The organism is Microbacterium hibisci (genome assembly GCF_015278255.1).
GTDB lineage: Bacteria > Actinomycetota > Actinomycetes > Actinomycetales > Microbacteriaceae > Microbacterium > Microbacterium hibisci.
This window is the reverse complement of record NZ_JADIJC010000001.1, coordinates 640,981-654,942: the sequence shown is the minus strand read 5'-3', so window position 1 is coordinate 654,942 and position 13,962 is coordinate 640,981. Positions and strand designations below refer to the sequence as shown.

11 protein-coding genes are annotated in these 13,962 nt (G+C 70.3%); 7 read left to right on the top strand and 4 right to left on the bottom strand.

Annotated features, from left to right (window positions below; genetic code table 11):
• Positions 1–3: 3 nt before the first annotated feature.
• From IM770_RS03130 to IM770_RS03110, 5 genes are all read left to right on the top strand, one after another.
• A complete protein-coding gene (locus tag IM770_RS03130) occupies positions 4–1,047 on the top strand; it encodes a phosphatidate cytidylyltransferase (protein WP_203579637.1) in 1,044 nt (347 codons plus the stop codon).
• Complete coding sequence (locus tag IM770_RS03125) at positions 1,044–1,607, top strand: DivIVA domain-containing protein (protein ID WP_203579636.1); 564 nt, start codon at positions 1,044–1,046, stop codon at positions 1,605–1,607. The genes IM770_RS03130 and IM770_RS03125 overlap by 4 nt, the downstream gene beginning before the upstream one ends.
• A 223-nt stretch (positions 1,608–1,830) precedes the next feature.
• A complete protein-coding gene (locus tag IM770_RS03120) occupies positions 1,831–2,427 on the top strand; it encodes an aggregation-promoting factor C-terminal-like domain-containing protein (RefSeq protein WP_504739209.1) in 597 nt (198 codons plus the stop codon).
• Between the two features lie 3 nt (positions 2,428–2,430).
• Positions 2,431–2,715 (top strand): Rv1322 family protein, encoded by a 285-nt coding sequence (locus IM770_RS03115; protein ID WP_203579635.1) that lies wholly within the window; start codon positions 2,431–2,433, stop codon positions 2,713–2,715.
• 1 nt (position 2,716) lies between these two features.
• Positions 2,717–3,445 carry an alpha/beta hydrolase gene (locus IM770_RS03110; RefSeq protein WP_203579634.1) on the top strand — a complete coding sequence of 243 codons (729 nt, stop codon included), beginning with the start codon at positions 2,717–2,719 and terminating at the stop codon, positions 3,443–3,445.
• A 3-nt stretch (positions 3,446–3,448) separates the two neighbouring features.
• Here IM770_RS03110 and IM770_RS03105 read toward each other — a convergent pair whose 3' ends face one another.
• On the bottom strand, positions 3,449–4,516 hold the full coding sequence (locus IM770_RS03105; RefSeq protein ID WP_203579633.1) for an AI-2E family transporter: 1,068 nt from the start codon (positions 4,514–4,516) through the stop codon (positions 3,449–3,451).
• A gap of 177 nt (positions 4,517–4,693) precedes the next feature.
• Here IM770_RS03105 and IM770_RS03100 point away from each other — a divergent pair, with 177 nt between their 5' ends.
• Complete coding sequence (locus tag IM770_RS03100; protein ID WP_203579632.1) at positions 4,694–6,499, top strand: DUF8094 domain-containing protein; 1,806 nt, start codon at positions 4,694–4,696, stop codon at positions 6,497–6,499.
• A complete protein-coding gene (locus tag IM770_RS03095) occupies positions 6,499–7,443 on the top strand; it encodes a tetratricopeptide repeat protein (protein WP_203579631.1) in 945 nt (314 codons plus the stop codon). The genes IM770_RS03100 and IM770_RS03095 overlap by 1 nt, the downstream gene beginning before the upstream one ends.
• Before the next feature lie 58 nt (positions 7,444–7,501).
• Here IM770_RS03095 and glgB read toward each other — a convergent pair whose 3' ends face one another.
• The 3 genes from glgB to glgX all read right to left on the bottom strand — a co-directional run bounded on the left by glgB (position 7,502) and on the right by glgX (position 13,924).
• Positions 7,502–9,679, bottom strand: coding sequence for a 1,4-alpha-glucan branching protein GlgB (glgB, locus tag IM770_RS03090; protein WP_203579630.1), 2,178 nt, complete (start codon positions 9,677–9,679; stop codon positions 7,502–7,504).
• The gene (locus tag IM770_RS03085) at positions 9,676–11,622 is read right to left on the bottom strand and encodes a maltotransferase domain-containing protein (RefSeq protein ID WP_372430633.1); all 1,947 of its coding nucleotides are present in this window, start codon (positions 11,620–11,622) and stop codon (positions 9,676–9,678) included. Before IM770_RS03085 ends, glgB begins: the two co-directional genes overlap by 4 nt.
• Before the next feature lie 214 nt (positions 11,623–11,836).
• Positions 11,837–13,924, bottom strand: coding sequence for a glycogen debranching protein GlgX (gene glgX, locus IM770_RS03080; RefSeq protein ID WP_203579628.1), 2,088 nt, complete (start codon positions 13,922–13,924; stop codon positions 11,837–11,839).
• Between the last annotated feature and the right edge of the window lie 38 nt (positions 13,925–13,962).

The following is a 13,962-nucleotide window of genomic DNA, read 5'->3' as shown; positions in this document are numbered from 1 at the left end:
TCCATGACCGACGAATCCGAGCCGCCTCGCCGCGACGAGCCCGATCCTCCGCCGTCGTGGCGCGAGGCGGACGATGCGCGGCGGGCCGCTGATCCGCACGAGACCGGCCCGGCGCTCGGGGCTCACCTGCGTGCGGCGCGGAGTGAGCTCGAGAGCCAGGTCGCGCAGGCGCGCGCGGACTTCGAAGAGGCGAACGAGCGCATCAAGGAGCGCACCGGTCGCGATCTCATCGTCGCGATCCTCATCGCGCTCGCCATCGGCGCCGTGCTGCTGGGTTCGCTGCTGTTCGTGAAGTGGGCGTTCGTGCCGTTCGCGCTGGCAGCGGCCCTGCTGGCGATCTTCGAGTTCTCGCGCGCACTGGTCGTGGCCGGCCGCCGGGTCGACCTCGTGCCCCAGCTCCTCGCCGGCACGGCCGTCGTGCTGTCGGGCTACTTCGCGAGTTCGTGGTTCCACTGGGTCGTGCTGTTCGTGGCGCTGGCCTTCGTGGTGGTCTGGCGTCTCGTGGCGCAGATGGCGGCGAACGACGGGCGCTCGTACGCCGGGGTGCTCGGCGACGTGCTCATCGGGACGTTCCTTCAGCTTTACGTCGCCTTCCTCGGCAGTCTGTGCCTGGTGCTGCTGCACCAGGAGGACGGTCAGTTCTGGGTGCTGTCGTTCATCATCGTCGCCGTCGCGGTCGACACCGGGGCGTACGTCGCGGGCATCACCCTGGGCAAGCACCCCATGGCCCCGCGCATCAGCCCCAAGAAGACGTGGGAGGGCTTCGCGGGGGCGGCGACGGCCGCGGTCATCGCCGGCGTCGTGGTCGGCATCTTCATGCTGGGCCTCGACTGGTGGATGGGTGTCGTGTTCGGCCTCGTCATCCTCGCCACGGCGACCGTCGGAGACCTGGGAGAATCGATGATCAAGCGCGACCTCGGCATCAAGGACATGAGCTCCTGGCTGCCCGGGCACGGCGGCGTGCTCGATCGCCTCGATTCGATCCTGCTGTCCGTCGTGGGCGCGCTCGGCCTCTACTATCTCTTCATCCCGCTGGTGGCATCATGACCGCATCCGAAACGACCGCTCGCGCATCCTTTCCCGAGACGCGCGGTCGGGAGAAGGGCTACGACAAGCAGCCCGTCGATGAATTCCTCGCCCGTGCACGGGCGTCTTTCGAGCAGGCCGGCGACGGCCTCACCTCGGCCGATGTCCGGCAGGTCGCGTTCCCGCTGGTGCGTCACGGCTACACGATCGCGTCGGTGGATGCCGCGCTCGGCCGCATCGAGGACGCCTTCGCCGCGCGGGAGCGTTCGTCGGCGGTGGCCGAGCAGGGCGCTCGCGCCTGGGTCGGTCACACCCGCGAGCTCGCGCAGGAGGTGCTGGACCGTCTCTCACGACCGGCGAAGGAGCGTTTCGATCGCGTGTCGGTCCTGCGCTACGGCTATCGCATCGCCGAGGTCGACCTGGTCGCCGACAAGCTCGCCCGTTACCTCGAGACCGGCGACTCCGTGACCGTCGAGCAGGTGCGCGCGGTCGCCTTCCGCATGCAGCGGGGCGGCTACCGCGAAACGCAGGTGGATGCCGTGCTGGATGCCGTCGTCGAGGTCATGCTCGCCGTCAAGTGAGCGGGCTTCGCGCGGCGGATGGCAGGCGCCGCGACCCGTATGCGAGAATCGGGACACTGTGACTTCTGGAAACGAGCTGCAGGCGACCCGGCGCGCCCGACGTCACGAGATGTCGACGCGAGGCTCGAGGGCCGTCGCGGCATCGCCGACTTCGGCTCAGCCGACGCCACGAGTCGCCTCACCGCAGCGCCAGCCGGCGGCACGGTGGTCCCGACGTCGCGGCGTGCTGGGGGGCTTCGCGGCGTTCGCAGTGCTCGGATTCGTGGCGGCCTACATCGGCCCGACGGGCCTCGCACTCGCGCAGGCGAGCGACGACGACAGTGCGGTGTCGCTGTACGCGAGTTCTCTCGGCGACGTCCAGACGCGTGCGGGTGACGAGGACGCGCCGGTGGCCGAGCCCGCCGCCCTCGATCGCGGCACCTACTCGGTGTACGTCAAGCCGAAGCCGACGCCCACCCCGGTCGCGACGGCATCCTCGTCGTCAGGCGGCTGGCGTCCGCCGTTCGTCACGCCCGACCCCGGCAGCGCGCAGGCGATCGCCTACGACATGGTCCTGGCCCGCGGGTGGGGCGATGATCAGTTCGCCTGCCTCGTGGCGCTGTGGAAGAAGGAGTCGGGCTGGCGTGTGAATGCGTACAACGCCGGGAGCGGCGCATACGGCATTCCACAGGCGCTTCCGGGAAGCAAGATGGCCACAGCGGGCGCCGACTGGGAGACCAATCCCGCGACGCAGATCGCGTGGGGCCTCGGCTACATCAGCGGCCGGTACGGCTCGCCGTGCGGCGCGTGGGACCACTCGCAGCGCACAGGCTGGTACTGAGCCGTGCCGAGGTCCAACCGCCGCAGACCGGACCCCAGCGGCGATGACTCGTTCGAGCGCCTCCTCGCCGGGTGGAAGCGCACCGAAGTGCGCCGCGGGATCGAATGGACGGTCCAGCCCGTCTCGGCGACGCAGGCGCAGAAGCCGTACACGTGCCCGGGCTGCGGCCGCCAGATCGATGTGGGTGTCGCGCACCTGGTCGCCTGGCGCGCCGACGGCGTGCTCGGCGATGCCGCCGACCTCGCCGCCCGCAGGCATTGGCATCAGCACTGCTGGAAGGTGGCGTGACATGGAGATCCGAGGCCCGATGCTGCTGCCCGCGCGGCGGGAGGAGGTCGAGCTCGAGACACTCGACGGTCTCACGCTCGTGGGGGAGCTGGCGCTGCCCGAGCACGGCGAGCCGACCGCGACGCTCGTGACGCTGCACCCGCTGCCCACGGCGGGCGGATTCATGGACTCCCACATCCTGCGCAAGGCCGCGGGCCGCCTGCCCGCCCTCGCGAACCTCGCGGTGCTGCGGTTCAACACCCGCGGAACCACCTCGCCGCGCGGCACGAGCGAGGGGGCGTTCGACGGAGGGCGCGCCGAGGCGTTCGACGTCGCCGCCGCCATGGACTTCGTGCAGGCGCGTGGGCTGCCGCGGCCGTGGTTCGTCGGGTGGTCGTTCGGAACCGAGCTCGTCCTCAAGTACGGGCGCGACCATCCGGTCGAGGGCGCAGTGCTGCTGTCGCCGCCGCTTCACCGCGCGACGGACGACGAGGTCGCGGCGTGGGCGGGGGACGAGCGCCGGCTGATCGTGCTGGTCCCGGAGTTCGACGACTACCTGCGACCGGATGCCGCCGCCCACCGCTTCGCGAGCGTGCCGGACGCCGTGCTCATCCCGGTCGAAGGCGGGAAGCACCTGTGGGTGGGGGAGAACCAGACCCGCCGCGTGCTGACCGAGATCGTCGCGGCCGTCAACCCCGACGCGCTGCCGCTGCCCAACGAGTGGGACGGGCCGGTCACCGCGGAGGGATGACGGTCACCTCTCGTTCTGACGGGGGATGACGACCTGGCGGTAAATGATGAGGATGCTGGCGGCCACGGGGATCGCCACGAGCGCCCCGAGCAGTCCGAGCAGCGAGCCGCCGGCGAGGGCCGCGATCACCACGACCGCGCCGGGCACCGACACCGCGCGACCCATGATGCGCGGCGAGATGACGTACGCCTCGATCTGCATGTAGATCAGGTAGTAGATCGCCGCGATGAGCGCCGTCGTCGGCGAACCGACGATGAGGCACAACAGCACGATGATCGCCGAGCCGGTGAGCGTGCCCACGAGCGGGATGAGCGAGAAGAAGAAGGCGATGACGGCGAGGACGGCCGGAAAGGGCGCGCCGATGATCGACAGGAAGATCGCGCTCAGCACGCCGTTGATCACGCCGAGGGTCACCTGGCCGATGACGTAGTAGCCCACCGAATCGGTGATCTGCTCGCCGAGGTCCATGAAGCGCGCCCGCTTGGACGCGGGGACGAGCTGGTATACCGCGCGCTTGAGGTTCGGGGTGGAGGCGGTGAAGTAGATGGTGAGGATGAGCACGATGAAGGCGCCGGCGAAGCCGCCGATGATCGCACCGACGATGGCGATGATGCTGCCGCCCACCTCCGAGCCGATCGCGCCGACGTCGAGCGACGCGTACCAGTCCTCGATGTATCCCCAGACCTCGTCGACGTCGAGCGCGGGGAAGACGGTGTGCAGCCACTCCTGGATCGCGGTGACCGGATCGGCGAAGATCCCTTCCTCGGCGAGATTCTCGATCGCGGAGACGAGCTGGCCGATCTGCTGCACGATGATCGGCACCACCATGAGGATGATGCCGGCGAAGGCCGCGAGCACGCCGAGGATGGTGATGAGCACGGCGGCCCACCGAGGGAGCTTCCGCCGCTCGAGCCACGCCACGATCGGGTCGAGGCCCAGCGAGAGGAACAGAGCGGTGCCGACGTAGAGAAGGATCGTCTGCAGGTTCTGGATGCTTCCGATGAGCAGCAGCCCGAGACCGACCCCCAGCGTCGCCAGGAGCGCGGTGCGGAACGGGTTGTGCAGCTTCATCGAGTTCTCCCCCTCCCACCGACGTCGCGTCGGTGCGTGTCCGCCCAGAATACGCACGAGCAGCCCTCAGCCCGTGGAATGGCCCCTCCCACGCGCCTCCCAGGTCGAGTTCGCTAGTCTGAAATGTCGAATCGAAGGGCCGCGCCCCCCTGCGCCTGCCCGGGAAAGGTGATCTTCGTGCGTTTCGTGTGGGCCGTGGCGGCCTTCGTGCTCGCCACCGTGATGATCGGGGCGGGCATCGCCCAGCGGACGATCTTCCAGGGACCCCGGACCGAGACCACGGCGATCTCGGTCGAGGAGGAGACCCCGTATCTCCTGATCGACGGCGCCGTGCTCAATCAGATGCCGGGTACTCAGACCCTTCGCGCGCAGGCGGAGGGCGACATCTTCGCGTCGTACGGCCGTACGGCCGACATGGAGGCGTGGCTCGCCGACGCCACCTACACGCGCGTCGGTCTCGACGCCGACGGCGGACTCGACATCTCCGTCGTCGAGCCGCAAGCGGGCACCGACGACGGTGCCGCCGCAGACGCCGCGGAAGAGCCGGGCCGCAGTCCCGTGGGCTCCGATCTGTGGCTCGACGAGTATCAGCAGACCGACCTCCTGATCGCGCCGCTGCAGCTTCCCGAGGAGATGAGTGTGCTGGTCGCCGCCGACGGCACGGCCCCCGCTCCGAGCGAGGTCACGGTGACGTGGCCCCTCCAGACCTCCACCCCGTGGGCCGGTCCGCTGATCGTCCTCGGCGGCATCCTCATGGCCGTGGGCGTCTTCCTGTACATCCTCGGCATCCGTCATGTCCGTCGTAAGCGCGGCCCGCGTCGAAAGGGTCTGCCGCTCCCCGTGACCGAGCCCATCGACATCGCGATCGACAACGACGACGACAAGGGCGTCATCAGCAACTCTCAGGCGCCGACCCGTCGCGCCGTCGCGAGCGGGCGCCGTGCGTTCGCCGTGCTTCCGGTGGTGGCGGTGTCGGCACTGCTCTTCTCGGGCTGCTCCGCTGACGCGTGGCCGCAACTCGGTGCGACGCCGACCCCCACGCCGACGGCGACCGTCATCGCACCCGAGGGCCAGCAGGCGCCCGCCGTCACCAAGGCCCAGGCGGAGCGGATCCTGACCCGCATCGCGGCCACCGTGGCCGACGCGGATGCGGCCATGGACGGCGACCTGGCGGCGACACGCCTCGAGGGCGCAGCGCTGGCCGCGCGGGACACGAACTACAAGCTGCGCGCCGCGATCGCGGACTACGCGGTGCCCGCGCCGATCCTCGCGAAGCCGCTCGAGGTCGTGCTGCCACAGGCCTACGACGGCTGGCCGCGCTCGGTGATCGCCGTCGCCGACGACGACGAGTCGAAGACCTCGAGCATCATGCTGATGACCCAGCAGGACGCCTGGTCGGAGTACAAGCTGTCGTACATCGCGAGCCTCGAGGCCTCGACGACGCTGCCCGATCTGGCGCCGGCCTACATCGGCGCTTCGCAGGTCGAGCCGGATTCGCCGTTCCTCCTGCTCCCGCCCGATCAGGTGGCCGCCGCCTACGCCGACGTCATCAACAACACCGAGAACAGCGAGTACTACGACCTCTTCGAGGCCGAAGGCGACCAGATGCGCGTCGCGATCGCGGCCGACCGTCAGCGACGCCTCGATGACTTCAACCAGACCGGGGCGAGCACCGGGAAGTTCGAGTTCACGTCCGAACCCGGCGCGCACGCTCCCTTCGCGCTGCAGACGGTGGAGAGCGGTGCGATCGTGGCCGTGAACATCAGCGAGGTCGAGAACATCACGCCGACGGTCGCCGAGGCCTACATCCGCCTGCCCTCGAACAAGGCGGTGCAGGCGATCACCGGCACCGACCAGTCGCTCACCGGCTTCGCGACGACGTACATCGACCAGGTGTTCTTCTACGTGCCCAACGGCGGTTCCAACGAGAAGATCCGCCTGCTCGGTTACTCCTCCAGCGTCCTCGATGCGAAGATTCTTTAGTGACCGATCCCACTCTGGGCGCCTCCCTGCGCGGCGCCGTCGACCTGTCCGCTCTCCGTAACCGTCCTGCGCCCGCCGCGCCGGGCGAGGAGGCGCCCCAGCAGGGCGGCGTGGCCGTCCCGTCGCTGGTCCTCGACGTCACCGACGAGACCTTCCCCCAGGTGCTCGAGCTCTCGCGCACCATCCCTGTGGTGGTGGATCTGTGGGCGGAGTGGTGCGGGCCGTGCAAGCAGCTCAGCCCGGTGCTCGAGAAGGTCGTGATCGAGCTCGGCGGCCGTGTGGTGCTGGCCAAGGTCGACGTCGACGCGAATCCCCAGCTCTCGCAGGCGTTCCGCGCCCAGTCGATCCCGATGGTCGTCGCGCTGGTCGGCGGTCAGCCGGTGCCGATGTTCACCGGTGCGGTCCCCGAGCAGCAGGTGCGCGACGTGTTCGCGCAGCTGCTGCAGCTCGCGGCGCAGAACGGCGTCACCGGCACGGTCTCGGTCGATGGACAGACGGATGCCTCGGAGGAGGCACCCGCTGAGCCCCCGCTTCCGCCGCTCCATGCCGAGGCGTTCGACGCGATCGAGGCCGGCGACTATCCGCGCGCGATCGCCGCCTACGAGAAGGCACTCGCCGAGAATCCCCGCGACGCGGAGGCGCGTGCGGGCCTGGGCCAGGTCCGACTGCTCGACCGCGTGCAGGGCGTGGACCTGCAGGCGGCCCGCTCGGCGGCGGCATCAGCCCCCACCGACGTCGCCGCGCAGCTGACGGTCGCCGATCTCGATCTCGCCGGCGGCCACGTCGACGATGCGTTCGGTCGTCTGCTCGACCTGTTCGCACAGCTGCCCGCCGAAGAGCGCACGCCTGTGCGCGAGCGACTGCTCGAGCTGTTCGCCCTCGTCGGCGACGCCGACCCGCGCGTGATCGCCGCACGCGGCCGCCTGGCCTCACTCCTCTTCTGATCGCCGGACGCACGGCCCGCGGCTGATCGCGGGCGCGGTGCCGTGCCGGGCGCGACGATCAGCCCTGCGTCGGCGAGGGGATGTGCGCGCCCGTGCGGTGCCGCAGCCACAGCACGCCCAGCGGCGGGAGGACGAGCGACGCCCGGCCGCCGGCCCCCGCGTGGACGACCCCCAGATTGCCGACTCCCGAGCCGCCGTAGGCCTGGGCGTCGGTGTTGAGGATCTCGTCCCAGACGCCGGTCTCGGGGAGGTCGAGCTCGTAAGCGGTCAGGGGCCCTCCCGAGAAGTTCGCGACGACCACGACCGTGTTGCCGTGCCAGTCGCGGCGAGAGAACGCGACCACGTTGGGGTTCCACCGGGGCGCACCGAGCCGAGTGAAGGCGGCACCGTCGCTGTCACGCGACCACAGCGCAGACTGCTCGCGGTAGATCCGGTTCAGGGTGCCCACGAACTGCTGCAGCTGCGCGTGCGCGGGCTGGTCGAGCAGCCACCAGTCCAGCGAACGGCCCTCGGACCATTCCGAGAGCTGCCCGAACTCCTGACCCATGAACAGCAGCTGCTTGCCCGGGTGACCCCACATATAGGCCAGGAAGGCGCGCATGTTGGCCAGCTGCTGCCAGTGGTCACCCGGCATCCGCCCGAAGAGGCTGCCCTTGCCGTGCACGACCTCGTCATGGCTGATCGGAAGCACGTAGTTCTCGCTGAAGGCGTACACGAACGAGAACGACAGCTCGCCCTCGTGGTGCGAGCGGTGGATCGGGTCGCGCTTGATGTACTGGAGCGAGTCGTTCATCCAGCCCATGTTCCACTTGAACCCGAAGCCGAGTCCTGCATGGCCGGTCGGCGCCGTCACTCCGGGGAAGCTGGTGGACTCCTCCGCGATCATCGCGATGCCGGGGTACCGCTTGTACGCCGTGGCGTTGACCTCCTGCAGGAAGCGGATCGCCTCCAGGTTCTCGCGGCCGCCGTGCACGTTCGGCGCCCACTCGCCCTCGTTGCGGGAGTAGTCCAGGTACAGCATCGAGGCCACCGCGTCCACGCGAAGGCCGTCGACGTGGAACTCCTCGAACCAGTACAGCGCGTTGGCGACGAGGAAGTTGCGCACCTCGTTGCGGCCGTAGTCGAAGATGTAGGTGCCCCAGTCGCGGTGCTCGCCGCGCCGCGGGTCGGGGTGCTCGTAGAGCGGCTCGCCGTCGAAGCGGGCCAGGGCGAAGGCGTCCTTCGGGAAGTGGCCCGGGACCCAGTCCATGATCACGCCGATGCCGGCCTGGTGCAGCCGGTCGATGAGGTAGCGCAGGTCGTCGGGGTGGCCGAAGCGGCTGGTGGGCGCGTAATAGCCGGTGACCTGGTACCCCCACGACCCGCCGAACGGGTGCTCGGCCAGGGGGAGGAACTCCACGTGGGTGAACCCCTGGGCGCCGACGTACTCGATCAGCTGCTCGGCGGCGTCGCGGTAGGACAGTCCCTGCCGCCATGAACCGAGATGCAGCTCGTAGATCGACATCGGCTGCGACACCGGCGTCGAGGTCGCGCGCGCCGTGAGCCATGCCGCGTCGCCCCACGCGTACGAGGAACGCACGACGCGGGACGCGGTCGCCGGAGGCACCTCGGCGAACCGGGCCATCGGGTCGGCCTTGACGACCCAGGCGCCGTTGCGGCCGCGCAACTCGAACTTGTAAGTGGTGCCCTCGCCGACGCCCGGGATGAACAGCTCCCACACGCCGCTCGATCCCATCGAGCGCATCGCGTGGCCCTGGCCGTCCCAGCCGTTGAAATCGCCCACGACACGGACGGCCCTGGCGTTGGGCGCCCACACGGTGAACGCCGTGCCGAGCGTGCCCCCGTGCTCGCGCACGTGCGCGCCGAGGACGCGCCACAGCTCTTCGTGGCGACCCTCGCCGATGAGATGCAGATCGAGCTCGCCGATCGTCGGCCCGTGGCGGTACGGGTCGTCCGCGACGTAGTCGGGTCCGTCGGGGTACGTCGTCGCCAGCTCGTACGACGTCAGCGCTCCGACGCGCGTGCCCTCCCAGATGCCGCCGCGGACGTGCTCCAGCGGGACGCGCATGCCGTCGGAGAACACCGCCGTCACGCTGCGGGCGAGCGGACGTCGGGCCCGCACGGTCCAGGTGCCGGTGCCCTCGGCATCCGTGTCGGGATGGATGCCGAGCACGGAGTGGGGATCGTGGTGCGAGCCCGCGGCGACGGCGTCGAGGATCTGGTCGGCGGGTGTCATGCGGGCTCCTTGACGTGGAGGATGTGGACCGGCTCGGTGAACGCGTCGAGCATCACGAAGTTGTGATCCGACCACGTCCACCGCGCGCCCGTCACGAGGTCCTCGACCTCGTACGGCTCGCCGGGCTCGACGCCCCACACGCGGGTGTCGAGGTGGACCATCGTCTGGCGCACCGAGTGCGGATCGGTGTTGACCACCACGATGATCGTGTCGCTGCGGCCGTCGGGGGAGAGCTCGGCGTCGAGGTGCTTGGCGTACACGAGGATCGCGTCGTCGTCGCTCCAGTGGATGGTGAGGTTGCGCAGCTGGCGCAGGGCCGGATGTGCCCGCCGGATCTCATTGAGACGACCCAGGAACGGCGTCAGCGAGTCGCCGCGCTCGATCGCTCCCGCCCAGTCGCGCAGCTTGTACTCGTACTTCTCGTTGTCGATGTTCTCTTCCGAGCCCGGGCGCGCGACGTTCTCGTAGTGCTCGTACCCCGCGTACACGCCGTAGGTCGGGGCCGCGGTGGCCGCGATGGCGGCGCGGATGCGGTACGCCGGCCGTCCGCCGTACTGCAGATACTCGGTGAGGATGTCGGGTGTGTTCACGAAGAGGTTCGGGCGGAGGAAGTCGGCCGTCTCGTGGGCGAGCCCCGACAGGAACTCCTCGAGCTCCTCCTTCGTGTTGCGCCACGTGAAGTACGTGTAGCTCTGCTGGAAGCCGGCGGCCGCGAGGCTCTGCAGCGGCGCCGGACGGGTGAACGCCTCCGCGAGGAAGACGACGTCGGGGCTCTCCGCCGTGACCGTGGCGATCAGCCACTCCCAGAACTGGAGCGGCTTCGTGTGCGGATTGTCGACACGGAAGATCCGCACGCCCTGTGCGACCCAGTGGCGCACGACGCGCAGCACCTCCGCGCGGATGCCCGCGGGATCGTTGTCGAAGTTCACCGGGTAGATGTCCTGGTACTTCTTCGGCGGGTTCTCGGCGTAGGCGATGGAGCCGTCGGGCAGCGTCGTGAACCACTCCGGGTGCTCGGCGACCCAGGGGTGGTCGGGGGCCGCCTGCAGCGCGAGGTCGAGTGCGATCTCGATCCCCTCGCGACCGGCCGCGCGCACGAACGAGCGGAAGTCGGCCAGCGTCCCGAGATCGGGATGCACGGTGTCGTGTCCGCCCGCGGCCGAGCCGATCGCCCAGGGCGACCCGGGATCGCCCGGGCCGGCGTCGAGCGTGTTGTTCGGCCCCTTGCGGTTCAGCGTGCCGATGGGGTGGATCGGCGGCAGGTACAGCACGTCGAAACCCATCGAGGCGACGGCGGGCAGCCGTTTGGCGGCGGTGCGGAAGGTGCCGCTCTTGATGCTGCCGTCCTTCAGGCGCCGCGCGCCCTCGGAACGCGGGAAGAACTCGTACCAGGCGCCCACGCCCGCGCGCTCGCGCTCGACCAGGAGCTCGAGGTCGTCCCCCACCGTCGTCAGCGACATCACCGGGCGCAGCCGGAAGAACGCCGCGATGGCCGGGTCCTCGACGATGGCGAGGGCCGCCGCGTGGTCGAGGCCCGCATCGCGGAGGGATGCCGCAGCGGCCGCGAGCGACCGGCGCTCGGCTGCGGGGCGGCCCTTCTCGGCACCGGCCCGGTCGAACAGCCGTGCGCCGATCTCGCGCATGAGGGCGGCATCCACCCCCGCCGCGATCTTGAGCGACGCAGCGTGCTCCCACGTGGCGAACTCGTCGCCGAACGCTTCGAAGCGGAAGCGCCAGATGCCCTGCTCCTGCAGCGCGACCCGGGCCTCCCAGCGGTCGAAACCGTCGTCGAGCGGGTCGAGCCGGTGCAGCGACTCGTCGCCGGAGGGGGAGAAGAGGCGCAGCTGCACGCCGATGCGATCGTGCCCTTCGCGGAAGGCGGTCACCCGGAACGGAACGACCTCGCCGTCGAACGCCTTCGGGCGGTAGTCGCCCCAGGGCACGGCGGGCGACGGCTGGGCGAGCGGGACGCGCCGCGCCGCCGTGTCTCGCTCGGCCTGCCAGGCAGAGATGTCGCGGACGGGGAGTGCCGAGGCACTCCGCCACGGGCGGGAGCGCGGAGCGCGCGACGTCGTGACCACGATTCGAACCTATCGCGCGCCCGAGACGTATGACAGCCGCTTGACAGGGTGCGTCGGCCGCCGCGTACGCGTCGGTCTACTCGGCACGGAACAGGTGCATCGAGGTGCCCGACAGGGCCACCATGTCGCCGGGCGCGTAGCTCGCCCTCACTTCGGCGGGCCGCTCTTCGGCGCTGCACCACAGCGACCGGTAGCGCGTCACGCCCTCGATGTCGGGCAGTGTGACCGCGGTGGGGCGCTCCGTGCCGTGGACGATGAGCAGCACGCGGTTGAATCCCTCGAACTCGGGCGTCGACGCGGCCACGTACTGCAGCGTGCGGTGGGCCGGGTCGGTCCAGCGCTCGCCCGACATCGTCTCACCGTGCTCGTCGTACCACTCCATGACCGACGCCGAGGGCGTGCGCTCTCCCAGGCGGGCGAAGCGGCTGGGGCGCAGCGCCGGATTCTCGCGGCGCAGCCGCAGGAGGGCGCGGACGTGGGCGTAGAGGTCCCGCTGCCAGGGGGCGTGCTCCCATGGGAGCCACGTGAGCACGGAGTCGTGGCAGTACGCGTTGTTGTTGCCGCGCTGCGTGCGGGCGAACTCGTCGCCCGCGGTGATCATCGGCACGCCGGCAGACAGCAGCAGCGTGCCCATGAGGTTGCGCATCGCCTTGCGCCGGGTCGCGAGGATCGCCTCGTCCTCTGTCGGCCCCTCGGCACCGTGGTTGAACGACCGGTTGGTGTCGGCGCCGTCGCGGTTCTGCTCGCCGTTGCCGAGGTTGTGCTTCACGTCGTACGAGACGAGGTCACGCAGCGTGAAGCCGTCGTGCGCCGTCACGAAGTTGATGCCCGCCAGCGGCCCGCGCTCGTCGGCGAAGGTGTTCGCCGACCCCGCGAGCCGGGTCGCGAAGCCCCCGATCCCGACGGGGGACGTCGACGCGCGGCGGGCGTAGTCGACGTCGCTCAGCCAGAAGTTGCGCACACGGTCGCGGTAGCGGTCGTTCCACTCGCTCCAGCCGTCGCCGAAGTTGCCGGTCTGCCAGCCCCCCATGCCGACGTCCCACGGCTCGGCGATCTTCTTCACGCCGGCGAGGTCGGGGTCGTCGAGGATCGCGCGCAGGAGCGGATGCTCCGGAGTGAAGTGGTGCGCGGCGTCCCGGCCGAGCGTCGCCGCGAGGTCGAAGCGGAAGCCGTCGATCTGCACGTCGTTCGCCCAGTACCTCAGCGAGTCCAGCACCAGGCGGGCTGCGGCATCCTTCGACGTGTTCACCGCGTTGCCGCAGCCGGTGACGTCGATGTACGCGCCGTCCTCCTGCTGGCGGTAGTACGCCCGGTTGTCGATGCCGCGCAGGCTCGAGCGGGGTCCGCCGATGCCTTCCTCCGAGGTGTGGTTGTACACCACGTCGAGGATCACCTCGAGGCCGGCCTCGTGCAGGAGCTTCACCATGCCCTTGAACTCGCGGAGGATCGCCTCAGGTCCCTGACGCCGTGCCTCCTCGGTGGCGTACGCGGCGTGCGGGGTGAAGAAGTTGACCGTGTTGTAGCCCCAGTAGTTGGCCAGGCCGTGCTGGAGAAGCCGGGGCTCGGTGGTGAACGCATGCACCGGGAGGAGCTCGATGCTCGTGACGCCGAGGTCGAGGAAGTGCTGCACCATCGCGGGATGCGCGAGGCCCGCGTACGTGCCCCGCAGCGCGCCCGGGACGTCGGGATGCCGCTTGGACATGCCCTTGAGATGCCCCTCGTAGAGGACGGTCTGATCCAGCGGCACGCCCGGCTTCGAGACGCCGGCCCAGTCGAACGAGCCGTCGACCACGACGGAGCGCCAGCCGTCGTAGCCCGTGCGATCGAGTCCGCGCGAGTACGGCTCGAGCAGCAGAGTGCCGCGGTTGAACGTGTTGCCCGGCCCCTGAGGACCGTCGACGCGGATCGCGTACCGCGTGCCGGGGCGGAGCAGGGGCGTGGTGACCTCCCACACGCCGTCGCCCACCGGCGCGAGCGGCTGGGTGGCGGTGATCCAGTCGAGGTCCGTGTCGTCGAAGACGACGAGATCCACGGCGTCCGCCGCCCCCGACCACACGCGCAGGCGGGCGCCCTCCGGCAGGAGCACGACCCCCAGCCCGTCCAGCTCCGGGCCGAGCAGGGCCGGGGCGACGGGGAGCGGGGCGAGGGACTCCGGGCGGACCATGCGGACTACCATAACCATGGTCCGAGTCGGGGGTGTTA

Coding starts and splice junctions, on each gene's coding strand:
- IM770_RS03130 (WP_203579637.1), top strand. CDS start 4: ATGACCGACGAATCCGAGCCGCCTCGCCGCGACGAGCCCGATCCTCCG.
- IM770_RS03125 (WP_203579636.1), top strand. CDS start 1,044: ATGACCGCATCCGAAACGACCGCTCGCGCATCCTTTCCCGAGACGCGC.
- IM770_RS03110 (WP_203579634.1), top strand. CDS start 2,717: ATGGAGATCCGAGGCCCGATGCTGCTGCCCGCGCGGCGGGAGGAGGTC.
- IM770_RS03105 (WP_203579633.1), bottom strand. CDS start 4,516: ATGAAGCTGCACAACCCGTTCCGCACCGCGCTCCTGGCGACGCTGGGG.
- glgB (WP_203579630.1), bottom strand. CDS start 9,679: ATGACACCCGCCGACCAGATCCTCGACGCCGTCGCCGCGGGCTCGCAC.
- glgX (WP_203579628.1), bottom strand. CDS start 13,924: ATGGTCCGCCCGGAGTCCCTCGCCCCGCTCCCCGTCGCCCCGGCCCTG.